The following is a 23,717-nucleotide window of genomic DNA, read 5'->3' as shown; positions in this document are numbered from 1 at the left end:
TATTTTCCTGTACAAAGATCACCTCACGCCGCAGTAAAGTATCAGTGAAAATAGAATTAAAAGGAAGAAATACAGGTTGGTAAGTATAATTCACTGTATAGCGAGCCAATATTTCATTGTTGTATATTGTATTTACTCTATTAACGGATGTATTTGAATTGGAGTTGATTATTCCTGTGATACTGTTACTAAAATTAATATCGATGACGGCAGAGTTATTGTTTGTTATAAATGAACCAAACACCCCTTGTTGAGATATTAACTTTTCCTGGAATGCCTCTTGATAAGTTGTGTTATCATCTTTCTCTTTATTTTTAGCCGACTTGGCAGCTTCCGAAACGGCCAGATCCAGACTGGCAGAGATATATAGCAAACGTGCTATTTCCGCGCAAGATAGTAAGGTAAATAAGAATAAAATGATTACAATTGAAAACTCAATGTGAATAGCCCCTCTATTTGAACGAATAAAATATAATTTCACTCTACTCATTATTTTCCCTTGTTGGTAGTTTCTGCTGACTAAGATTATCTACCTGACTTAGTGCTAATATTAACTCATCTGGATCTTTTGCCATTTTTTCCGCAATAATAATCTTTTTAGCATACTGTTTATCACCTAATTGAATTAGCGAAAAAACCAGATTATGCAACATTAAAGGATTTCGTTTTCCCGCCAGATAGTCTGGCAATAGTATTCTTATAGCATCGCTATAGCGATCATCAAACATTGCAGCAACAGCGAGATTATTCATTGCTATTTCATCGGGTATAAACAAGGCTCGTGACTTTTCAAAAGCTGTTTCAGAATTACTAATTTCACCATTATTAGCGAATACAATACCGATCAAATTATATGCTTCAGCATTATTTGGTGAGATAGCCAATAACTTATTAATAACTGCTGCCGCACCTATATTGTCATCTTTATTAATCAAGTTTTTTGCCTGCAATATATAGATTGATTCATCGTCTTTGTGCGCGATTGGCTGCAAATAATACAAAGATGATTTAGTGTCACCCGTAAGATAGTAGGCGTTAGCCAGTTTTAGCCTAACGGCATCATCTTCTTTTTGCTTCAATTTATCCCGATATAAGGTAATTAAACCTGCATGATTATTCGCCTTTAGTAAAATACTTTCACGATAATAAAAATCCTTGTTACCAATTCTACTATTCCAAGAACAACCGCTGATAACGAAAATAAAAATTAAAACAGTAATATTTGCATTAAATTGTTTGTACATACTTAAGTAACTCCAAAACACTAGGTGATATAACCAACGCAACAAAAGGGATAAGAATAAAAACGAATAAGGGCAAAGTAAGCTTTGAAGACAATTTACTATTTTTTTCCTCTGTAACTAACAACTGCATTTCTCTCATATCTTGAGATAACTTAATCAGCTGATCATAAACGGTAGAACCGAAAATAATACTGTATTGAAGTGCACTACAGAACATTTTTATCTCTGTCTCCGTAGAGTATTGCTGAAACTCCTTAATTGCATTTTCTAAGCCATTGATTTCCGCTCTCTTGGTAATCTTTAACATTATTAGACTAAGATCAGCGTTGATTAATTTGAACTTTTTAGCTGTATAACTCAATGAACTGTCAATTGTCATCCCTGATTGAACACATGCAGCTGTAATGTCAATAAAAAAAGGTAGCGATTGCAGTAAGGTTCTTATTTTTTTACTTACAATATTTCTTATTATAACTCGAGGGAAGTATATAACTACTATTAGCATAATAAAACAAAAGTAAAGTAAGGTGACAGAATTAGTGGCTATAACATCTGTTGCTATTAATATGCATGAAATTGTGAAGAGTATCATAAATAATAGCATCCTGAGATAAATGATATTATGAATTATATAAGGTAGTTTTATAAAACAAGATAAATTATTTTCTTTTTTTGTCTTTATTTTTTTACTCTCATGACTATCTTGTGATACATCTTTATCATTTATTTTTTTGTATATAATGGTTTTATTTGATCTTTTATTGGTTATAAGAAAAGTGCTCAGGCCAAATAGAGCTACTACCATAAATAGTATTATACTCATAGTGCTTTCCTTAGCATTGATCTTATTAAGATTATCCCAGTAGTTTCACTTGCAAGAATATAGTAAAAAATATTCCTACCTATAGGATGGTTCCACATGGATTCCATAACTGTGGGGTCCATAAAATAAAGCAAAAGAGAGAATGCAAACGGCATAATAGATATGATATTTACTGACATTCTTGTTTGAGCCGTCATAACGGCTTTTTTCTGTTCGGAGGTTTTGCTTTTCGTTATCACTTGAGAAAGACGGCTGGTGAGTTCTCTTAGTTGCCCTCCTTGTTGTAGGTTAAGTAAAATAATAGTAATCAAAAAATAGAACTCAGGAAAATTAAATCTTTGATAAGAATCATAAAAAACAGTTTCAGGAGATTCACCAACATTTAAGCGACGACAAATCAGGTTTAGCTCATTGCCTAGCGGGCCACTGACTTCTTTTCCACAACGTTCTAATATTTGATGAATGCTTGCACCGCTGCTGGCCGCCATATTTATCATCAATAGCACCTCAGGGAAGTCTCTTTTAAAAAGTGTATGATGATTCTTTCTGGCAAAGCGTATTTGGTAAGCGAGGATGCTGAGTAAAATGAAGGTCAGTACGGCAATAATATTTATGTTGAACCAGATATTATTTGCTATATAAACACATATGGCATAAATTATAGATATAACTATATATTTTTTGTTTTTATTTATGGTTATAAAATAACTTACCCATTCATTAAATATTTTTCTTGTAGTATATGTAAGAAATAAATCGTAGTTAATCTGTCTTTTTTTTGTTGTATTAATGGATTTTTTAATTTTTATCCATTTCATATTGATGAGTAAAAGTAGTAGTAGCCCGGATGAAAGTATTATGTAATAAATCATTATTTTACCACAGAAAAAATGCTATTTAACTCAGTTGATAAACCGTATATATCAGAGTTTACCCTGACTGAGGAACGATTAAATAAACCGTGATTAATAAAGTCACCCTGAATTTTCCCTTGCTCATCGCGTTGTTTTGATGGTTCAAATGAAAATATGTCTTGTAGTACCACATTCTCACCTTCCATTCCCATAATTTCGCTGATATAGCGTACTTTACGAGAGCCATCACTCATACGAGAAACTTGTACAATCAGATTAATCGCAGATGCAATATTGCGGCGAATGGTAAATAAAGGCATGTTTACTTGGCCCATCATAATCATACTTTCAAGTCGAGCAATTGCGTCACGGGGGGAATTAGCATGTAGGGTTGACATTGAGCCATTATGGCCGGTGTTCATGGCCTGTAACATTTCAAATGTTTCCTCACCCCGGCACTCACCAATAATGATCCTATCGGGGCGCATTCGCAGTGAGTTTATCACTAGATCACGCATAGTAATTTGCCCAGTATTTTCCAATCCAGCTAATCGTGTCTCCATTCTAACAACATGTGGTTGCTCCAGATTTAATTCTGCGGCATCTTCCAGAGTAATCACTCTTTCGGTTTCAGAGATATATTTTGATAAGGCATTTAATAGCGTTGTTTTTCCTGACCCAGTACCACCGGAAATAATAATGTTGACTCGGCAGCAGGCGGCAATGATTAAAAAATTAGCCATATCGCTACTCATTGCTCCCATATCAACCAGATCTTCTAGTTTTCGTTTGTTAGTACTGAACTTTCGGATAGAAAGTACTGTGCCGTCTAAAGTTATGGGGCTAATTACAACATTGATTCGACTACCGTCAATTAAACGTGCATCTGCTAGCGGCCTACCTTCATCAATACGGCGATTGACTCTTTGCATTAGGCGTTTGGCAATATCTGTCAATTGACTATTATTGATAAAACGATGTTTAGTTAATGTCAGTAACCCATAGCGTTCAACAAATATTTTTTCAGGGCCATTAACCATAATGTCACTAATGGAATCATCTTCCATTAGTTCTCTTAATGGGCCAAAACCAGTGATTTCATCAGCTATCATTGAAATAATATATTTCTGATCCTGAGTAGTTAACTTATATTCGTTATCATTGAATAAAGAGTAATATGTTTGTGACAACAGACTGATGAGTTTTACATAATCATCAACTAAGTCTTCAACCTTATCTATATCAATATTGGCGAGCATTTTCTCTCGAATGTTTTCCTGTATAGCTAATGATACTTTCATATTTTACCTCTTGTCTTTATGATTTTACTAATCCATGACCCCCTATTATGGGATAAATCAATACTGATACCTAAGGTATGCTTGGCTAACTCGATGATTATAGTTTTCTTTCGGCCAAAATAATTTTGGTCACTTAATGATTCTTTTGTTTTATGCATGTAAGGGATGCGTATATTTATCTTACGCCCCAGTAATGAGGGAATGTCTGAAGTATCCAGCATATCTCTTGTTATCGGCCTGCTTTCATTTAGACAAACTAATAACCTGGTGGCTTGTCTATTATCTCGCTTAAAACGATCATATATGTCAATGAAGTTTTTGGCGACACGTACTGACATCATACTATTGTCAAGTAATAATATAATGCAATTAGAATACTCAATATAGTCAGTGAGTCTTTCTTTTGATGTGTTGTGGATAGGTTGATCAAATACAATAAAGTTATGTTTATTATTTATATTTACATCAATGTTATTTATTTCTTTCTCTTTACAGAACATGATAAAAAAATTCTTTTGTAATTCGGTTATATCTGTAACCATTTTTTTTTCTGTGACAAGGTCAAGATCCTGAGAACCTTGATTACCTTGTAATAACAGTGTGGGTAATTGTTTGATCTGAGTTACTGTGCTGGCTAGATGATAGCTAAGCAACGTTGTCCCAATACCTCCTTTGCAGCCCAATATACTGATGAAGAATGCTTTTCGCTCTGACTCTATATTAATACCTTTAAGTAAGTGTTGTGTCAGTTCAGAGAGTTGTGATTGTATGTTTAAGTATAATATTCCGCGGTGAATAAATTGTTGAGCTATGCTAATTGAGTCAATATCTCCGATTAGGATACACCAACAATTCCGAGGTACATGACTTTTTATTACGTTCAATGTACTTATGATTTCATCATTACTTCCAATGTCAATAATAGCTCCGATGATTTGATCAGATAAGTTTATCTTTGACATGGTGAAGATATTTTCTTCAATTACTTTGATATCATTAATATCGGCCAGACGCACTTTCTCCGAGGTATCATTAGATAACCATTTTCTGTCGGAAATTATAGCAATGGTATTTTTTGTTTTATTATCTTTTTTGTTTATTATATCTTTGTTGAGAATTAATTGCATATATCACCATGTAAATATATTATTTGTTTTAATTATACTGTTTTGAATTTCTTTCATTTTTATTTATAGCACACCCCACTTCGTTATTTCTCTCAGTGCGATAATCAATGAGCTGATATCTGCAATGTATTTCTTTTTTCTTCTGAGGTTTTTCTTTATATGTCAAACTACTGTTTGCATCTTGTGTTTTTAAAAGGTAGGCACGATCTTTATTATTAGGTTCGATAATGAGTGTGGCATGGCAAAAAGTAGATATAAAAAATAGATTTACTAACCAGAGAGTTAATAACTTCATTTGATAAAACCTCCTTTACGCAAGAATTCTTTTGCAACCTTCTTTCTTTTTACTTCAATAATTCGGGTGAAATTAAACAAACGCTCTAACGTTGAAGTGTTCATGAAGTCAGGTAATTCAACTTCTGTTCCAGCTAGCGGTTTTACCAGGCTGACCGTTGCTACCACTACCAACTCAGTTTGTTTGTTCTCAGTTTGTGCATTACGAAAAAATGCACCCAGAATTGGAATGTCACCAATAAATGGGATTTTTTTAAGCGACTCTCTTTCCGATTTAGTGATCAAACCACCAAGAATAAAACTCTCACCATCAGCCAATTCTAATGTAGTCGCTGCTTTACGTGTTTCCAGTGTTGGATAGGCATTTCCCCCTTCAACATTAAATCTCTTACCTATATTACTGACTTCTTCATCTACTTTAATTCGTATTTTACTATGCTCATTGACTTTGGCAGAAATGCTAAGTTTGATACCGTATGGCTTATATTTAATAATAGTACTATTCTGTGTCGTATTATATAAAGGTATTTCACCACCGACTAAGAATGAGGCACTTTCACCGGATAAGACTGATAGATTAGGTTCTGCTAAAATACGGGCAATAGAGTCATCATTAATTGCATGAACTAGTGTACTAATCCCTGAGGCATTAAACTTTAAAAACTGAAAGGAGCCAACAGACTCTCCTATGCTGCTCCAATCTATTCCGATATTTTCACTAAAATCTTTGGTAACCTCTGCTATGGTTAATTTTACATTGACTTGATTAGGTCGAGGTAATTTAATCTTATTAATGATGCCTAAATAGTTATGATTGTTAAGATATTGGTCTTTATGTTTTATCTCTCTTCTATTGTTTACTGCTTCCCCAACCATACTGGCAATAGTATCTTTAGCCTCTTCTGATTCTGCTTGCCCGGTTAGAATGTAGCTGTCACCTATTTTATTGATTTCTATGTTACTATCAGGATATTCTACTTTTATTCTTTGGTACACAAGATTGATGATGTTATTGACCAGAACCACTGTTTTTATCATCGGTTGATTATTTCTATTGAACAAAATAAATTCAGCTATCCCTTCCTGTTTAGCGTAAACGATTACACTATTCTTACCAACCAGTTCATAATCTGCAATGGCTGCGGCGGAGACAAAAACAGTGTCAATCTCTTCGGGTGTCTTTAGAATATAAGATTCACCTGCGGATAAATAGACAGGTTTGGCATGGCAGTGATTAACTGTAACCTGTATAACTATAATTATAAGTGAAAAGAATAGGACATTCCATTTGGTATATCCTGTCCAGAGTATTATCATCCTCTTAGCTCTCTTGTTGTACGTAGTTTGGGTATAACATCATATAAATTTATAATTTTGTTTTTTTCGTCGTTCGAACTTGGTGTCAGAAAGGTATCACCGGACTTTTCTGTTATATGTATGATGTCAAGTTCATCTCTTTTAACTATGACTTCGATAAAACCAGTTAATAACTCTTCCGTCTTTTGGTTTTTTTTGTTTTTTTCTGATAATTCATCTTCTAAATACTTTTTTATTCTTACAATTCTCATTGCGGGGATTATTTTATTTAACGAGTATATTTGGTTTTTTCTATCGTTTATGTCCTTGGTATTGATTGATATACCATTGTCCATTCCACTCTTTTTATCTGTTTCAAGCAGCCTCAATTGAAATGCAAGTACATCACCGACCTGTAATGTATCTAATAAGTATTCATTATGCTTTTTAATATTAAATTTATAAATAACATCACCTTTACTTAAATTTAGACGAAGAAACTCATCACTATCGGGTGAGACCAGGAGATCTTTTGTTATATAAGATCCAGCCAGAAGATTACTTTTCAATAAATTATTATTAATATTGGTGCTGTTTGATATATCACTTCTTATTAGTGTGCTTGACTCAGGTACGATGATTGTTTTTAAACTATAGTCATCTTGGGTCAGTAGTGTTCCAGAGGCAATATCATGGGTTGATTGTGCCAGCACGATGCTGACTTCCTTTTCTTTTTTCATATCGACAAAACCATTGGGAATATCTTTATCATCTCCGATATTTATCAGAATTCCGGTAGCTCCTATTGCGACAATCAAAAGTGAAAATAACAGGAGAAACTTACGATTCATTAAAATAACCTTTATGCTATTACTTTTATGGTGACTTTTTTAAGTGATTTTTACTAACAAAAATCCCAAGCTGATCGCAACAGCATAGGGGACACCTCTCTGTTGAATATCTTTTTTGTTAACAAACAGGCCTATTATCATCACTGCGCCACCCATAATTGCGGTATAGAGAATGAAATCCAGTGATTGTGTGGCAGTTAGTGCCAATAATAATACGGTGATTAACTTTACATCGCCGCCTCCAATAAGTTTTAAATGAAAAATAATATAGCCGATCAGTAACGAAAATAGTGGAATTATGACGTTAACAGTATTGTTAACTGCAAATCCCAGACCGATGCTGTTGAGTGCAATCGTAATAATAATTCCATTGCTGATAACCCTATAGCGAATGTCGGTATAACATATTAAAAGAAATTGAAATACTAACAATGTGGTTAGTAGTATTTTAAGGATGTCCAATTTGAAATCCTGATAGTCTATCTTAATTATGGCAACTTAATGTTGCCATAATTATTATTTAAGTTTACGCTCCAGTTACGGATTTTTTAGCCGCGGCTACTAGTTCAGTTACAAGGCCATTTAATGGTGATTGAACTGACGCAACAAGAATACCTGCTAACGCGATGACCATTACATATTCAATAACTGAACCTCGATTATCTTTCAGGAATTCTTGGGTTTTAAGTTGTACAGTTACATAACCTTTAGTCATCTTGTTCATCATAATAGAGTTTCCTTTTCAATGATTATTGGGAGTTGTTCCCATTTTTATTAAGATATTTAGTCTTTATATTGCTACTTTCCGAATTGAATTATTAACTCATCGCCTCGTTCGTAGTGGTAGCTATTAAACCGTTTATCAGGTAGGAAATCCTTTTTTCGTTATCATTTAGTCTTTTTAAATTACTCTCAGCTTAATTTTAGTATTAAGACTACGGGGTATCACCGTTTAATAATATTATAATGATCAATGCTGAGAGGAATGAGAGCCAACAGAATGAGAAAAATGCTAATAAAGAAATCAATTTCTTCCAGCGATAGCTTTGCAGAAAGCTTTGCCTAACTACCCGCTTTGACACCGGTATAACTGTGCTATTGAAGGGGGCGGTTGCTACACCAACCTGATGCATATCTGGTTCCATAGTTTTTTGCTCTTTACTGTGCTGCTGTATTTCAGGTTGTTGGTTAATAGTCACTTGAGTGACTGAACCGGTATAGCGCACACCCTTGCGTGGAATGGTATGAATAAGTGACTCTTTCAGCCCTACCTGCACAAAGGCCTTACGCAACATATACAATTGCCCATAATAGCTACTTTCACTGATGGCTCCGCGCTGCTCTTTCCAGACCTGATTGATAATTTGTTCTTTTTCCGTCACACCATTAAGCAACAACTGTAAAAATCTAAGATTATTTTCAGTTAATATTGCAATTGAACCGTTAGGACCATTTAAACAACGTTGTGCGGGAGAGAATAGCACCGTTCCTTCTAATTTAAACACAATCTCATTTATCTCCATATTGGTGGCTACCTGTCTTGTATAATGTGTCTGTTTATTCTTAAATTGTTTTAAATTTTTCTGCTATGATTAAACCCTGTTTATATCACATGATGTTTTAGGTTTTGACCTTGCTAGTGCTTAATGTAAATTCTTTGCTATGAAATGATAGTTGTAAGATTATTAAGATTTACGTGTTTTGTCTTTATTTGATCCCTTAATCTTCGTTAAAGGTTATTCGTGACTATTTTTGCATTTAGCAATTATTCTTAACAAGCGGTTATTTGTTTTTGTTGTAGTATTGTTTATTACTTTTCATTATTAGCCCTTATGTTCAATGTATGCTTAATTAACTTTAAAAATATTAAATTCATTCTTTAGGTTCACATTCTTCTGTTTTTATTCATTGTTTTTTATATTTATGTGTTTGTCTTGTTAAATATGATATTTACTTTATTGCAAATAGTGGGCAATAAACAACAGGTTAGCAGTGTAGAGTTTATCAACTTACGTTATAGATATTCTGTTAATCGATATGCTTTGAGAACGAGTGACGGTCTGTGTTCCAGGTAAGTACTGAGTTAACCGTAAGATTCTTAATCGCTAAAGGGGATGGCTTGGGGGGATATATTGTATAACGCTGGGTTTATTTACTCAGCAGCCCAATATGCCCTGGTGCAAAAGTGTAGGGGATAGGGGCATTTCGTTTGAGTTATCACGGTATGCTACTGCTTGGCGTGAGTGAGGCGGCGGTACATTGGGTTAACTTAACCTTGGGTACATTAAGAAAATATGAGATTCTAATAAGAAAGCCCTCAATCAAGTCAGTCAGGAAAACAGGCTAGAGTGATGTTGCTGAGGTTTACCGTTGCTAAGCCTCTTTTTTATGCAGCAACATATATCCTGCTGGGCTAACTAATATTGAAAATAGCGACACGCTGGGCATCCCGTCGATCATCGGCGCAGCAATACGTTGGTAACCCTTAAAAGTGCGAACATCTGCTGTATCGTTCAGCTTTATACTGAGGTTTGGCCAGATGTCGCTATAAACGCTGGCATGTTTTTACCTGGATAAAAAATAGTGTTAAATGACCAGCTAACGAGTATAGGACCATCTCTCTGTTTTTAGAGTGGTTTCGTGGAGTTACGCAGGAGTCAATAAGGGTTAGTTCGCTGAGTTTACTTGATTAATTTTAAAGGTAAGTCTTAAAGCAAGCCGAATTGAGGCGAGAATTTACTTTTCTTTAATTTATCATTTGCACGTTATTGGGTTAAAACCCACGCCAGCCCAATAAACTGGCGCGGTAGTGATATTAAACCGCAGGGTACTTACCAGGAGTAGCTGACTGTGGCGGTAGCGACACGGCCACTGCCGTAGAAGCAAGCCGCTGTCTGGGCGCAACTGGCAACATATTCCTTGTTGAATAGGTTGTTGACGTTAACTTGTAAGCTGGTGCCTTGCAGTGAAGGCAATGCCTGGCCGAGTTCATAGCGCATCATCCAGTCATACAGCGTAACCGCCGGGACTTTAAAACTGTTCTTCGCATCCCCCCAACTGGTACCGATATAACGGACACCAATACCGGTGGATAAGCCATCGACCACACCTTTATCAAAGGTATACATACCCCACAGCGAAGCCGAATGGTTTGGTGTCCGCGCGGGCATTTTACCCCGTTCAGTTGCTGTTTTGGTTTCGCGTACTTTACCAATAGTGTAGGTATAAGCGGCAATCAGGTTGATATTATCGTTAATCTCACTGTTTAATTGGCTTTCGATACCCTGAGATTGTATTTCCCCGATTGGCACGTTATAGGCCAGAATCTGATCATATTGGCTGATATTTTTCTGGCGCAAATCATACAGCGCAGTGGTCAGCAAGGTGCTGCTTCCCGGCGACTGATATTTGACGCCGATCTCCACCTGACGGGCCGTGACTGGGTCCAGTGCGCCGGTTCCTGGTGCGCCTTTGGCCGTGCTTGGCTCAAATGAGGTGCTATAGCTGACATAAGGCGAGATGCCAGAATCAAAAGCATACAATATGCCACCGCGCCCTGTGAAAGCGTGATCGTCTTGTTGATCCTGCATGGCGTTTTTGCGGCTCAGGGTTTTCAACTGTGACCAGTCGTATCGGCCGGATAACAGGAAGTTCCACTTATCCAGTTCGATCTGATCTTGTAAATAGACACCCACCTGATCAAGTTTGGTCAGATCATTACTGTTAAGTGATAAATCACTTTCCCGAATGTTCAGGCCATAAACCGGTGACACCCAATCCAGATTATATTTAGTTTGCACGGTACCCATATAGAACTGACTGTCGATACGGCTGCGTTTGTAATCCAACCCGGTCAGCACGGTATGGTTCAGTTGACCGGTCCAGAAATCGGCTTGTAGCTGATTATCAACGGCGAATTCAGCCGTTGTTTGGCGTTCGATTTGTGGGCGGCGGGTCATGGTACGGTTATCAGCCAGTAAATTCATAAACACCAGATAGCTATAATCTTGTTTGTTGTAGCTGTAGCGCAGGTTCTGGCGGAATTTAAAGGTGTCATTGATGTAATGCTCAAGCGCATAACCGACTGAGGTCTGCTCGCGCTCTGAGTGGTCAAATGACGGATCACTGACGTTAAAATCGTATGGAATATAACCATAAGCAGTACCAAATACGGTACCGGTGGCTGGCAGAAAATTACGTGAACCTGCTTGCGGTTCTTTCTGGTAGCTGGTCAGTAAGGTGAACGTGGTGTCTTCATTGGGAATAAAGGTCAATGCCGGTGCAATAGCAAAACGTTCCTGTTTGAAGCTATTAACGGCGTCATCTTGTGTTCTGCCTAGTCCGTTCAGGCGATAAAGGACTTTACCTTCATCATCCAGCACGCCACCAAAATCAAAAGTGGCAGCTGCCAGGCTATTGTTACCGGCACTTACCTGCACCTTATGAATGCTTTCTGCTGTTGGGCGTTTACTGACCATATTGATCAGGCCGCCGGGATTTACCTGCCCATATAATACCGACGCTGGACCACGAACTACTTCAACCCGCTCCAACAACCAAGGGGCAATTTGGCCGCCGCGCCGCGCCCCGCCCAGAGAATTATAGCTTAGGCCATCAAGAAAACGGGGGGCATAGCCAAAGCCACGAATGATCACTTCATCATTCATATTGGAGCCGCCGCGATACTCCGGTACCACGCCTGCGGTATAGCGCAGCGCTTGTGCCACCGAGGTTGCGGCTTGATCTTGTATTTGCTGGCGGGTGATGACTGAAACTGATTGTGGCGTTCGAATCAGCGGCGTATCTGTTTTGCTGCCAGTGGAACTTTTTTTGGCGACGAAGCCTTCATCTTGCTGCCCGTTACCAGGCTTCGCGACAACGACTAATTTGTCTTCTTTCGCCGCATGAGTCTCTTTAGCTGTGGTGGCAGCAGAGGCAGGCAGTACCGGTATTAATATCAGTGTGGAGGTCAATAATAAGGTCTTTGAGGCTGTGGTGCAAAATGGCAATTTCCTTGGCAAGGTATTGCCAGAAATATCAAACATGATTTATCCCTACCTGAGAACACAGTAATGAAAAATATCGGAACTTGATAAAGGCAAGTTCTTGATGCCACCCGGACTTAGTGTTTGCCACGGTATGGCTTATTGAACTATTTGTACGTTAATTGTTTGTGCGCGAAACATGTTATTGCAAACAGTAATACTTCTCAATACTATTCGCTTTCGTGTATTAATTTTAAATACATGGAGTTTTTGTATCGGGCTGCCATCAGTGATAAACAGGCTGTTATGGTCAGTCGTTCGTTGGCCTGAGTGATAAAATGAAGAGGCAGAAGTGACAGTTGCGAGTGAATATCCAGATAGCCAGCGTTTGTTACAAGACCCATCGGCGGGCCATGAACAATGGTGGCAGCAAATAGCACAATGGGGAACACCGCTAATGGAGCCAATGGGTACTGGCAAAGTAAAGCTGACATTTCTATGGCGCGACCGGCAGGGCAAAGCGTGTGATTCGGTTTATAGTCGAGTCTATATCGATGTCAACGGTGTAACGGACCATCACAGTATTAACCCTGAAACACTCCAGCGATTGGGCCAGAGTGATATCTGGTATTGGCAGACTGAGGTGGAATCTGATTTTCGCGGCAGCTACAGCTTTATTCCCGCGACAGCCGAAAACTGCTTACGGCTGCGGCCGGGTAGCCCACAAGAGCAGTATCTGGCTCAACGCAATTGGTGGATCTCACTGATGGGGCTGGCAGAAAGCGATCCGTTGAATCACACGGCAGCTCATCATAGTTATCGCGGGATGCCGCTCTCTGCCATTCATTTAGCTGATGCTTTGCCTCAACCTGCCTGGCAGTCTGCCGACAGCGGCAAACCTCTGCCAACTGATCCCCGGCGGCTGCAACTCATTCGCTGGAATAGCCTGTTATTGGGTAATAGTCGCAATGTATGGATTTATCACACTGCGGGTACGGAGGATTTAGCTAATCGCCCGCTGGTTATTCTGTTGGATGGTCAGTATTGGGCGCAACATCAGCCGGTATTGGGTGTATTGGATAACGAAACTGCCGCCGGTAAGTTGCCCGCCAGCGTATATGTCTTAATAGATATTATTGACCAATCGCATCGCTCGGAGGAACTGCCCTGCAATCAAGATTTCTGGCAAGCGCTGCAAACCGAGCTATTAGTTCAAGTATCTGATTTACAGCCATTTACGGATCAGGCATCGCGCACGGTAGTGGCAGGGCAGAGTTTCGGTGGCCTGGCTTCCTTATATGCCGGGTTACACTGGCCGCAGCGATTTGGCTGCGTGCTGAGTCAGTCCGGATCATTCTGGTGGCCGGATGTTGATAATTTCAAGGCATTGACGGCAGGCACTGCCGAACGTCAGGGGTGGCTGACTGAGCAGGTTTATCAGGGATTGGGCGCTGCGCATCCGTTGCATATCTTTATGGAGGCAGGCCGCCGAGAAGATGTAATTTATCAAGTGAATCAGGCGATGAGTCAGGCGCTACATCACTCTGACCACCGACTTCATTACCGGGTTTATGCCGGTGGACATGATTCACTGTGCTGGCGGGGTGGATTGATTGATGGATTAGCGTGTTTGTTGGGGGGATAGATTGCTGGGAGCGGGTTATAAACCAAAATCCTGCTCCGATTTTGTTTGATCTGAAATTAAAACCGCCCCTTTGGGATCACCAACGGCGTATGAGAAACCGGATCGTCAATAATTAAACAGGGCATTCCAAACACCTGTTCCACCAGATCAGCGGTGATCACCTCTCTGGGGTGGCCTTGTGTCACTATCTTGCCATCGCGCATGGCGATGATATGAGTGGCATAACGGCAGGCATGATTAAGGTCATGTAGCACTGCCACTAGAGTATGATTATGTTGCTGATTAAGATTGCTGAATAACTCAAGTAAATCAATTTGATGGGCGATATCCAGGTAGGTCGTAGGTTCATCCAGCAGCAGCAACGGTGTCTGCTGCGCCAGCACCATTGCTATCCACACCCGCTGGCGCTGCCCACCTGATAATGCATCGACGGATCTGTCGGCCAGTTCACTGATTCCAGTGGCTTGCATTGCATGGTTCACCGCCAGTTTATCGGCTTGGGTCCATTGCTGTAATAACTTTTGGTGAGGGTAGCGGCCACGGGCAACCAGATCCAACACACTGATGCCATCCGGCGCTTGGGAGCTTTGCGGCAATAGGCCCAAGTTGCGTGCTACTTCACGGGTGTCATAGCGGGTAATGTTTTTGCCATCTAAAATTACCTGACCGGCCAGCGGTTTCATCAAACGACTTAGCGCGCGTAGCAGGGTCGATTTACCGCAGGCGTTAGGGCCGACAATCACCGTAAACTCACCATCAGGGATTGTAACACTCAGATTCTTGCTGATTATCTTACCGTCATAGCCCAAGGTCAGCGCATCGGCTCGCAGGCGAGGCGAGTGTGTGGCGGCGGAATTAACAATACTCATGAACGACCAGATTCCCGGATTAAAAGCCAGATAAGATACAGCCCGCCGATGCTGATCGTGACCACCCCGACGGGTAACTGATTTGGTGAGAAAAGATGTTGTGCGCCAAGATCAGCTACGGTTAACAGCAATGCGCCCATCAGTGCAGAAGCTGTGAGTGTGACTGACGAGGTTCCGGTTAGCCGCCGTGCGATTTGTGGTACTGCCAGTGCAATAAAGGATATTGGCCCAGCCGCTGCCGTCACTGCTGCGATTAGAATCACACCAACGGCCATCAGGCTCAGGCGTGTTTTCTCCACCGGAACACCCAAAGCACCGGCGGCATCATCGCCCATTTCCAACAATGGCATACGACGGCTGAGCAGTAGGGCAACCAGCGTCGCAATCATAATAAAAATCAGCGAGGGTATAGCCTTAGCCCAGGTCATGCCATTTAGCGAACCTGCACCCCAAGCGGCAGCTGTCATCGCGGCTTCCAGAGAGGCGGTGATGGTCAGCCAGGTATTGAATGCGGTTAGCATAGCACCTATCGCAATACCGACAATAATCAGTCTAAACCCTTGAATCCCCTGACGATAAGCGAGCAGATAAACGGCGATGGCTGCCAGCAATCCTCCTCCCAGGGCGCTACTGGCAATCTCAAAATAGCTGCCATTAAATAAAATGATCGCCACCAGAGCACCGGTATAAGCACCGGTATTGAAGCCGATAATATCTGGGCTACCCAGTGGGTTACGTACCAACGACTGAAATATTGCGCCACTGACTCCCAGTGCGGCACCAAATAGCAATGCTATCACTGCACGGGGGAGCCGCCATTGATTGACGATAATATTCGCCGCACCGTTCACTTGGCCAAACAATGCCGCGAGCACCTGCTGAGGGGATAGTGTCAGAGTACCAATCATTAATGCCAGCAGCGCGCCTGACAAACAGGCAAGCAGGAGTAATCCACTGACAATCAGGCTGCGTGGCTGGATGCGCAAATTTATCGCGCCATTTGACCGACCCAATAGCCATGCGGTGGCCGCCGCTGGTTTCATAATGCACTCATCCTTTTGTGACTTCGAACTAACCAGATCAGTAGCGGCGCACCGATAAACGCGGTGACGATAGAAACGCGTAACTCACCCGGCACCAGAAAACGGCCAATAATGTCAGATACCAGTAATAAAATAGGTGTCAAAACCAGGGTGAAGGGCAATATCCAGCATTGGTTCGGGCCGACAATCCAGCGAGCAATATGGGGAACCATCAGGCCAACAAAAGCGATAGGGCCAACCGCAGCGGTAGCGGCACCGCACAGTAGGGTTATAGTGATAACCGACCAGAATTGAGTGCGCCCAATATGGGCACCAATAGCTGCCGCTAAATCATCACCCATATGCATGGCATTGAGTGACCGGGCGAGTAACAGAGCGATCAGGCAGCCGATAAGGATAGCCGGTGCTACAGCCAACACCACGGACATACTTCTGATATCCAGTGAACCCGCTTGCCAGAAACGCATACTGTCGTAGATCTGTGGATGAGTTAGCGATATCCCTGAGGAGATCCCCATCAACACCGCGCCGATGGCGACACCGGAGAGGGTCAGACGTAAAGGGTTTACCCGGCCACCGCCCAGTGAACCGACCCAATACACCACTAAGGTCGTGACCATTGCGCCGATAAAAGCAGAGAGCATATAACCATAAATGGCATTAACGCCGAAAACGAGGATACCGATAACCACAGCAAAGCTGGCTCCAGCATTGACACCCAGAATACCGGGGTCGGCCAGCGGGTTGCGGGTCAATGCCTGAATCACGGCACCCGATAACCCCAATGCCGCCCCCGCGAGTATACCAATCAGTGTCCGGGGCAGGCGTGATTCCAGAATTAAAATGCTGTCTGCATTGCTGTGTTCACCCAGTAAGCTCTGCCAAACCACTGAAAAGGGAATCGCTTTGGCACCGAGTACCAGGCTGGCAGCCATAACAAATAACAGTACTACCACGCTGAGTAACAGTAAAAAACCACGCCTGCGCACTGTTTGAGCACCTGAAATGATTGCTGATGACGGCGATTTTATTGACGATGAATTTGAGGAGTAAGTTGCTGGCATCGTAACTCTTTTTTAATCAATACGTGTTTTTAGTGAACGCGTTTTAGTAAATGATTATCATTATTAATTCAAAGCATATTAGCACAAATTATGACGAGAATGCATCGGCAAAAATCTACCTTTATCGGGGCTAGATCATTGTTTTTATTGCCAGATTGATTCTCGCCTTAACCTAAGCAGGGGGCTGGCCTGGTTTTAAACTATAGCCAGACCAACCTCACTGTGAGCCTTTAAACATCCTCTCAATCCTGGTGAGAAAATTACTCGCACTGTAATAATCCAGGCGGAAAGTATCGTAACCGGCCGCGTAGACACGGTGGTGCTCAATGGCCGGAATATGGGCTAGAAACTTATTACTTTTCAAAGCATCAACAGCCGGTTGCTGACCTGAAAACAGTAAAACAGTTTCACCATTCAACCCCTCAGCCAACTTCTCCCCGCCCAACTGAATGATATCTTTACGGTGCCCCATGCTGGTATTTCCTTTTACGGCATCCGGCACATTGGCTAGCGTGAAACCCAATTCTTGCAGCAGTTTTCCCTGTGCCGAGCTGTCAGTCCACAGGTTGGCGGTACTACCAGCGGCCTGATAAACGAAAGCAGAAACCGGCTGTGGTGGCAGAGTAATATTTTGCTTCACTTCATTCACCCGACGAGTAAATTTCGCTATCACTTGTTCAGCATCGGCCTCGTGACCGGTGGCCTGCCCCAGTAATATCGCCAGTTGCTGCCAACTTTTATCATCGTAATTTATCACCAGCGTCGGCGCGATGGCAGATAACTGTTCGTACAACTTCAGCGCGGAATCTCCCCCGGTGGCGGAAATAATAATCAAGTCAGGATTCATTCCGGCAACTGCTTCAGCATTCGGCTCCGTTTGATAAATAGGAACCAGATGCCTGGCTTGTGCGACGTCTGACCATTGCGTAAAGAACCCTTGAGCATCGGCCACCGTGGTATTAGGCATAGTGGCACCACTGGCAATGATGGGGGCGTTAATCGCCAGCAAGGTACCAGTGATGGTAATGCTTGTAGAAACAATACGTTGCGGCTGATGAGTGAGTGTGACCGGCCCTTTGGCTGTTTCAACCGTACGCGACCAGGCTGATGTGTTTTCGCTCGCAGTAGAGATGCTGCTTTCTTCCGCTGGTTTACAGCCGGATAACCCTAAAATAAGGCACAGGCAGGCGAATGTGGTGAGTAGGAAACATGATGTTTTATGCGAGATCAGGAGCATAACGACGTGTTCTCTTCCTAATTTAAAAATACTGAGACGTAATTTATCACGCCAAACATTAAATGGTAGTAATTATTATTTGCATTTACACTCTTTCCCACTGTTTTATGATGAAAAAAGTTACGGTTCCTGACTGCTCCGTATCCCATTGCCAGTTATGCAAAATACCCGCGGTATTCTATGAATAAAACGGATCCTCACTCACCCTTTTTTTCGGATGAAGCAAGAGATGAGCAATAAAAGAAGATAAGTAGATAAGTTTTGTAGTAAATCACCTAATGATGGTTTGATATGAATTTTGGTTATTATTTTATTTTTTACGTCAAATCTCATTTAATGAGGGATTTAATTATGTTATTGCAATTTTTGGTAATCTCTGTTCTGTAAATAGATTGATTTTTTAGCTTGTAATTCCACCCGCTAATGGGAAAGGTTATGCCGTATTTATATTCAGAATAAATACATATCTAATTGAAACTAGCGAGAGTTGTTAATCATTTATCTATCAAATAAAGTGATCGTTCTTTACACTTTAATAGACTAGATCAATCAATTTATTATTATCGCTCGGTTGTGCTGATCTTTTACTGTGGTTTTATGCTGTTTTTGCAGTTAGTCTTGGTAATTAATGACTTTTGCATAGAGATTATCAACGATAAACACCTTGAATTATTAGGGAAATAAATTAAAAAATAAGAAGTAGGGGTATTCCCATGAGTTTCCTAAAACATATCACCATCAGGATGGCGTTATTATTTCTTGTTATATTTTTGTTGTTATGGGGCGGCGTCTCAATATTTACATTATTTTCACTTAATCAATTAACTCATTCTTTGCAGGTAAGCTCCAATCAACAGAAGAGTGTGAGTATTATTAATAAAGGGAATGACCAATATTTTCGTGTGGCTACTCGTTTAATCCGAGCGGCAATATATCGTCAAAATGGGGCAAAGGCAGATGCTGATCGTGAACTGACTTCGGCAGGTGCGGCGCTTAAAAATACCCAAGAGGATTTAGCAAGATTTAAGCTGCAATCCCATGTAGCGATAGACCCCTTACTGGCAGATAAAGCGATCCAAAGTTGGTCTGAATTATTAAGTAAAGGGGTAGAGCCTATGTTTAAGGCGGTCAAAGAAGATCGCTATGAAGATTTTCAACGTGTGTTTAACCACGACTATCGTTCCCTTAGCCGCGAGTTTGGTAGTGCAGTAGAGGGGGACAATTCCGCCGTCGATAAAGCAACCGTGCGGGTCGCATTATTGGTTACATGGTGTCAGCAGGCACTACTGGCGGCATTGGTCGCAGGCATTATTATTCTATTTCTAACGGACCGTTACTGGGTTAATTTCCTGGTGCGTCCACTGGATTTGATTAAAACACATTTTAAACGTTTGGCTGAAGGGCAGTTAGGCCGGCCAATGGCTGAGTTTGGTCGCAACCATGAGCAGCATTACCGAAAGCTCACGCCGTATTGCAGATATTATCGGCGTAATAAACAGTATTGCCTTCCAGACAAATATTCTGGCGTTGAATGCCGCAGTTGAAGCTGCTCGAGCCGGCGAGCAGGGGCGTGGTTTTGCTGTGGTTGCGAGTGAAGTACGTAATTTGGCACAACGCAGTGCGCAGGCTGCTAAGGAAATTGAAGGGCTGATCAGTGATCGGTGTTGCGGGTTGATGTTGGCTTACGACAAGTTGCTGAAGCAGGAGAAACGATGAACAGCATCGTCCAGGCAGTGACTAATGTAACGGATATTATGGGAGAGATTGCCTCTGCTTCAGATGAACAAAGTCGTGGTATCAGCCAGATTGGTCAGGCGGTTGCAGTGTTACCCAGCAAAATGCTTCATTAGTACAAGAGTCTGCTGCTGCCGCCGCTTCGTTGGAAGAACAGGCTCGCCAACTGACAGAGGCTGTTTCTGTTTTTAATCTATCGGATAGTAAGCAAGTCGCTTAATGGTGATCTAAATCTGCGATTAATTTTGAGTTATTGAGATTATTTTAATAATAAATAGAAATATATCCTAAATGATCCGAGTTGCTGACCTCCTGCAACTCGAATCATTTTAGATATAAATGTAATATCAAACGCGAAATATGAAAGATAGATTGTAAGTATATGCCATAATTCCCTAACTATAATGAATATATATTAAGTGATTTTGTATTCAGCAGGGTTATGTTTGTCTTGTTGTATTTATTTATTTATATGTATCAGTATCTTAATGTGTGTTATTAATTAACAATCCTGGTTTTTCTATAAATAGTTGAGGGGATTATGAGATTTATTAATTTAAACGAAGCGCGTATTTTTGCTCATCAGTGTCAGCATCAGAATGAGATAAATAGTCAAGATGTTATTGACGGTTCTGCATTACAAAATCCGACTAAAGAAAAATTCCCCTTAGCTCAAAAAATGATAGCAGCAACTAATGCTCATCTTCAACTGCGTGATCCCACGGATATTAAAAAAGTGCTCGTTTTTGGTGATAGTCTTTCTGACTCCAAGGGCAGAATGTTAAATAAAACTTTTGGTTTACTTCCATCTGCATCGCAATATCATCAAGGCAGATTCACCAATGGATTTACGTGGGTTGATTTTCTGACGTCACCGCTATATATGAATGTTGAAGTTATCAATAAAGCTGAAGGTGGTGCTGTTTCTGCAAGCTACAGTAAATTAAATCCAACGTTCTGTTTTATGTCTAATTTATCTAAACAAATTAAAGGGGTTAAGTTTAAAAATAATGATTTAGCTATCATATCCCTTGGTTCAAACGATTATATGACATTCCATAAGCGAGATGTTGACAAAGTTATCCGTAGTCAGGAAAAAATATTAATAGAATGATAAAAAAAGGAGCAAAAAACATAGTGGTTATGGGGATGCCTGACCCTTCAGTTACGCCAGGTGTAAAAAAGATAAAAGATAAGCAGTTCCAAAAGGATATTTCAAATATCGCTAAATCTCATAATTTTAGATTGGAGTTCTTGGTTGATAGACTTAATATTGAAAATAAGGATTTAAATATATATTTTTATGATATTAATAAAGACTTGATTGATATCTTGGCTGAAGCGGAAGAGCTGGGGTATGAGAATGAAATATCATATCACTCGGGATATATTGAATTCGGGAGGAAAAGTAAGTTGAATATTCAGCATGATTTTTCTTTTAATGATAACTCACATCCATCACAAGAGTTGCATCATGTTTTTGCCACCAAGATAGATGATTTTATAGCTGATAAATTCAGTAAGTCAAATCTCTAACATTATTTATGTAATTGCCTGATATTGTTTTCTCTACAATATCGACAGGCAATTACGTGCAGTAACCATTTTTCTCTCTATCGCGCTGAATACTCTGATGCTAGTGATAAATTGTCATTATTCACTGCCGCTTAACACAAGGGGCAATCTGAAAAGTGGTATTCAGCGTACATCGGATATCGGCTGACTAGAACAGACGGTGTTGTTATACATCTCCTGTTTTTTTTCGATAGTGGGATATTGTGGCCTCTCTTGTTGTTGCAGTAATAAATAGCTGAAGCTGGTAATAATTATGATAACTAACAACAAACTGGCTGACAGACGTCTGCTGTTAAAAATGCGTTGTAGGCAATGGGTTACACCTGGTATAGGCACCACAGCGTGATTATTCTGAGCTAGTATTGTCACTTGTGCTGTCGCAGTCTGTTCATTTTTAGGCGAATTAACCGCCAGCTCTGCTGCTTCCACTATTTGTCGTGGAGCGGTGGAGGAAAATAGCGCCTGATCGCCGGTCATTGGTTCTGTGGGAGACTCAAGTTCTGCTTCGGCGCTTTTTTCAATAAGTTCGCAAAAGGAGGTGTCCAATAGATAACCCATTTTAGGAATAGTTTGAATAATACGCTGTTGCTTATTTTTGTCGTCCAGTGCCATACGTAAAGTGTGAATAGCATTCGGCAAACTGTTATTGCCAATAACCCGGCGTTTCCATACTAAAGTGGTTAATTGTTCGCGGGATAAAATCTGACCGGCATGTTCCAGCAGCACAGAGATCAGTTTTAATTGGTATTCACCCAAGCGTTTCTGTTCTTGTGTCACTTGGTGAGTGATAAAACCTGAAGTCAAGTCAATTGACCAGTGATTAATGATATAAGTGACGTTTTTCATATTATTCTTTGCACCATCCCAAGGTAAATAGTTGTAGAAATGCTCATCATTATCGGGGGCTAAATGTGTTTTCATTTTGTGAAAAGTAAAGAATAAATCATGGTGGCTTAAAGTGTCTTTAATAAACTGGAGAAGTTGTTGGTTCTATCGGTGATATTGATCATGTGGAAATATTTTAGCGGGTATCTCTCTGCCAATCTCTGCTGCTGAGAGGGCCATTTTCGGTTGTTTTAAAATATTTTTTATTATCAATTTGTTAAGTATTGGCACACATCTTGCCAAATACTGTAGGTGATGACAGTTCGGTTCTAATAACTGTATAAAGGACTATCAATGAACAGGAAGAAAGTAACATTTCCGTTGAAAATATGGTTGTTTCTATTGTTAGCCATATTAGCCACTATAACTTTGTTGGGGTGTAATACGTTCTGGGCGAAGTTAAACCGTGAGTTAGTAACGACTGGCAAGTCTTTTGTTCGAGGCGAAAAAACGGTTCAGTTTGTCGAAATTAAGAACATGATCATTACGCTGGACGATAATAAATCGGAGCGTTATTTGCAGTTGGAATTAGGGATTGCCACTGGTGATGATGATGATGTTAAGAGAGTGATCGCGATGGTGCCGGTTATTCGTGCAGCGACGGTGAGTTTGCTTTCCAATCGCGATTATCAGACAGTTCGTCAAATATCTATTACTGATTTGCGCCGCCAGCTAATGGACGAATATAGAAAAGAATTTGAATATTTAAATTCAGAAATGCCATTTGACGGTGTAGTAATCAGCCGAATGGTGTTCCAGTAATCACTAGAGATAGCCGGGAGTCACCTTAATCCTTTTTTTGTTAATCAAGAGGATGTGGTGAAAAATGTCAGAGAGCTATTTTCACCGTCCGGTCTGATCTGCCCTTGAACTTTACAGATTGAGCGGTA

General features: G+C 40.5%; 21 protein-coding genes and 3 pseudogenes. 6 read left to right on the top strand and 18 right to left on the bottom strand.

The annotated features are described in order from the left end of the window. Window position 1: 1 nt before the first annotated feature. The 13 genes and pseudogenes from YALDO0001_RS22530 to YALDO0001_RS10910 form a co-directional block, all read right to left on the bottom strand. Window positions 2-490, bottom strand: a pseudogene (locus tag YALDO0001_RS22530) (TadE/TadG family type IV pilus assembly protein); the annotation flags it as partial. Further along, window positions 483-1,244, bottom strand: coding sequence for a tetratricopeptide repeat protein (locus YALDO0001_RS10965; RefSeq protein WP_042839823.1), 762 nt, complete (start codon window positions 1,242-1,244; stop codon window positions 483-485). The gene YALDO0001_RS10965 and the pseudogene YALDO0001_RS22530, both read right to left, overlap by 8 nt. Then, complete coding sequence (locus YALDO0001_RS10960; RefSeq protein ID WP_042839821.1) at window positions 1,228-2,067, bottom strand: type II secretion system F family protein; 840 nt, start codon at window positions 2,065-2,067, stop codon at window positions 1,228-1,230. Before YALDO0001_RS10960 ends, YALDO0001_RS10965 begins: the two co-directional genes overlap by 17 nt. Next, the gene (locus tag YALDO0001_RS10955; RefSeq protein WP_042839820.1) at window positions 2,064-2,939 is read right to left on the bottom strand and encodes a type II secretion system F family protein; all 876 of its coding nucleotides are present in this window, start codon (window positions 2,937-2,939) and stop codon (window positions 2,064-2,066) included. Before YALDO0001_RS10955 ends, YALDO0001_RS10960 begins: the two co-directional genes overlap by 4 nt. Beyond that, window positions 2,939-4,222: a TadA family conjugal transfer-associated ATPase gene (locus tag YALDO0001_RS10950; RefSeq protein WP_042839819.1), complete on the bottom strand. Its 1,284-nt coding sequence runs from the start codon at window positions 4,220-4,222 to the stop codon at window positions 2,939-2,941. Before YALDO0001_RS10950 ends, YALDO0001_RS10955 begins: the two co-directional genes overlap by 1 nt. Next, window positions 4,219-5,349 carry a CpaE/TadZ family protein gene (locus YALDO0001_RS10945; protein WP_004703062.1) on the bottom strand — a complete coding sequence of 377 codons (1,131 nt, stop codon included), beginning with the start codon at window positions 5,347-5,349 and terminating at the stop codon, window positions 4,219-4,221. The genes YALDO0001_RS10950 and YALDO0001_RS10945 overlap by 4 nt, the downstream gene beginning before the upstream one ends. A gap of 28 nt (window positions 5,350-5,377) precedes the next feature. Continuing rightward, window positions 5,378-5,644 carry a hypothetical protein gene (locus YALDO0001_RS10940; RefSeq protein ID WP_042839817.1) on the bottom strand — a complete coding sequence of 89 codons (267 nt, stop codon included), beginning with the start codon at window positions 5,642-5,644 and terminating at the stop codon, window positions 5,378-5,380. Further along, window positions 5,641-6,960, bottom strand: coding sequence for a type II and III secretion system protein family protein (locus YALDO0001_RS10935; RefSeq protein WP_042839815.1), 1,320 nt, complete (start codon window positions 6,958-6,960; stop codon window positions 5,641-5,643). The genes YALDO0001_RS10940 and YALDO0001_RS10935 overlap by 4 nt, the downstream gene beginning before the upstream one ends. Continuing rightward, entirely contained in the window at window positions 6,957-7,790 is an 834-nt protein-coding gene (locus tag YALDO0001_RS10930) for a hypothetical protein (RefSeq protein ID WP_004703058.1), read from the bottom strand. The genes YALDO0001_RS10935 and YALDO0001_RS10930 overlap by 4 nt, the downstream gene beginning before the upstream one ends. A 39-nt stretch (window positions 7,791-7,829) precedes the next feature. Continuing rightward, window positions 7,830-8,252, bottom strand: coding sequence for an A24 family peptidase (locus tag YALDO0001_RS10925; protein WP_042546966.1), 423 nt, complete (start codon window positions 8,250-8,252; stop codon window positions 7,830-7,832). A 64-nt stretch (window positions 8,253-8,316) separates the two neighbouring features. Then, window positions 8,317-8,517: a hypothetical protein gene (locus tag YALDO0001_RS10920; protein WP_042546965.1), complete on the bottom strand. Its 201-nt coding sequence runs from the start codon at window positions 8,515-8,517 to the stop codon at window positions 8,317-8,319. A gap of 208 nt (window positions 8,518-8,725) precedes the next feature. Next, window positions 8,726-9,313 (bottom strand): winged helix-turn-helix domain-containing protein, encoded by a 588-nt coding sequence (locus tag YALDO0001_RS10915; RefSeq protein WP_004703055.1) that lies wholly within the window; start codon window positions 9,311-9,313, stop codon window positions 8,726-8,728. A 1,308-nt stretch (window positions 9,314-10,621) separates the two neighbouring features. Continuing rightward, entirely contained in the window at window positions 10,622-12,835 is a 2,214-nt protein-coding gene (locus YALDO0001_RS10910; RefSeq protein ID WP_004703054.1) for a TonB-dependent siderophore receptor, read from the bottom strand. Window positions 12,836-13,127: 292 nt separating this feature from the next. Here YALDO0001_RS10910 and fes point away from each other — a divergent pair, with 292 nt between their 5' ends. Beyond that, a complete protein-coding gene (gene fes / locus YALDO0001_RS10905) occupies window positions 13,128-14,420 on the top strand; it encodes an enterochelin esterase (protein ID WP_004703052.1) in 1,293 nt (430 codons plus the stop codon). 56 nt (window positions 14,421-14,476) lie between these two features. Here the strand turns inward: fes and YALDO0001_RS10900 are convergent, their stop codons facing one another. The 4 genes from YALDO0001_RS10900 to fepB all read right to left on the bottom strand — a co-directional run bounded on the left by YALDO0001_RS10900 (window position 14,477) and on the right by fepB (window position 18,633). After that, on the bottom strand, window positions 14,477-15,289 hold the full coding sequence (locus YALDO0001_RS10900) for an ABC transporter ATP-binding protein (RefSeq protein ID WP_042839814.1): 813 nt from the start codon (window positions 15,287-15,289) through the stop codon (window positions 14,477-14,479). Next, on the bottom strand, window positions 15,286-16,332 hold the full coding sequence (gene fepG / locus YALDO0001_RS10895; protein ID WP_042839812.1) for an iron-enterobactin ABC transporter permease: 1,047 nt from the start codon (window positions 16,330-16,332) through the stop codon (window positions 15,286-15,288). The genes YALDO0001_RS10900 and fepG overlap by 4 nt, the downstream gene beginning before the upstream one ends. After that, the gene (gene fepD, locus YALDO0001_RS10890; protein ID WP_042839811.1) at window positions 16,329-17,396 is read right to left on the bottom strand and encodes a Fe(3+)-siderophore ABC transporter permease; all 1,068 of its coding nucleotides are present in this window, start codon (window positions 17,394-17,396) and stop codon (window positions 16,329-16,331) included. The genes fepG and fepD overlap by 4 nt, the downstream gene beginning before the upstream one ends. A 217-nt stretch (window positions 17,397-17,613) precedes the next feature. After that, window positions 17,614-18,633 (bottom strand): Fe2+-enterobactin ABC transporter substrate-binding protein, encoded by a 1,020-nt coding sequence (fepB, locus tag YALDO0001_RS10885; protein ID WP_004703044.1) that lies wholly within the window; start codon window positions 18,631-18,633, stop codon window positions 17,614-17,616. A 713-nt stretch (window positions 18,634-19,346) separates the two neighbouring features. On the opposite strand from fepB, the gene YALDO0001_RS22210 reads away from it, so the two are divergent. The 4 genes and pseudogenes from YALDO0001_RS22210 to YALDO0001_RS21915 all read left to right on the top strand — a co-directional run bounded on the left by YALDO0001_RS22210 (window position 19,347) and on the right by YALDO0001_RS21915 (window position 21,903). Further along, a complete protein-coding gene (locus YALDO0001_RS22210; RefSeq protein ID WP_071986399.1) occupies window positions 19,347-20,177 on the top strand; it encodes a Tar ligand binding domain-containing protein in 831 nt (276 codons plus the stop codon). Further along, window positions 20,062-20,587, top strand: a pseudogene (locus YALDO0001_RS22525) (methyl-accepting chemotaxis protein); the annotation flags it as partial. The gene YALDO0001_RS22210 and the pseudogene YALDO0001_RS22525, both read left to right, overlap by 116 nt. Window positions 20,588-20,908: 321 nt before the next feature. Beyond that, a complete protein-coding gene (locus YALDO0001_RS21920) occupies window positions 20,909-21,481 on the top strand; it encodes an SGNH/GDSL hydrolase family protein (protein WP_004703037.1) in 573 nt (190 codons plus the stop codon). Next, window positions 21,478-21,903, top strand: a complete 426-nt coding sequence (locus tag YALDO0001_RS21915; protein WP_071986398.1) for an SGNH/GDSL hydrolase family protein — start codon at window positions 21,478-21,480, stop codon at window positions 21,901-21,903. The genes YALDO0001_RS21920 and YALDO0001_RS21915 overlap by 4 nt, the downstream gene beginning before the upstream one ends. A 465-nt stretch (window positions 21,904-22,368) precedes the next feature. Here YALDO0001_RS21915 and YALDO0001_RS22520 read toward each other — a convergent pair. Beyond that, window positions 22,369-22,788, bottom strand: a pseudogene (locus tag YALDO0001_RS22520) (winged helix-turn-helix domain-containing protein); the annotation flags it as partial. Window positions 22,789-23,121: 333 nt separating this feature from the next. Between YALDO0001_RS22520 and YALDO0001_RS10865 the strand changes: the two are divergent. Beyond that, a complete protein-coding gene (locus tag YALDO0001_RS10865; protein WP_042839809.1) occupies window positions 23,122-23,589 on the top strand; it encodes a flagellar basal body-associated FliL family protein in 468 nt (155 codons plus the stop codon). Window positions 23,590-23,717: the final 128 nt, after the last annotated feature.

The sequence above is a fragment of the Yersinia aldovae ATCC 35236 genome (assembly GCF_000173735.1).
In the GTDB taxonomy this organism is placed as follows: domain Bacteria; phylum Pseudomonadota; class Gammaproteobacteria; order Enterobacterales; family Enterobacteriaceae; genus Yersinia; species Yersinia aldovae.
Note: the sequence above shows the minus strand (reverse complement) of the source record. Positions and strands in the feature narration are given on the sequence as shown.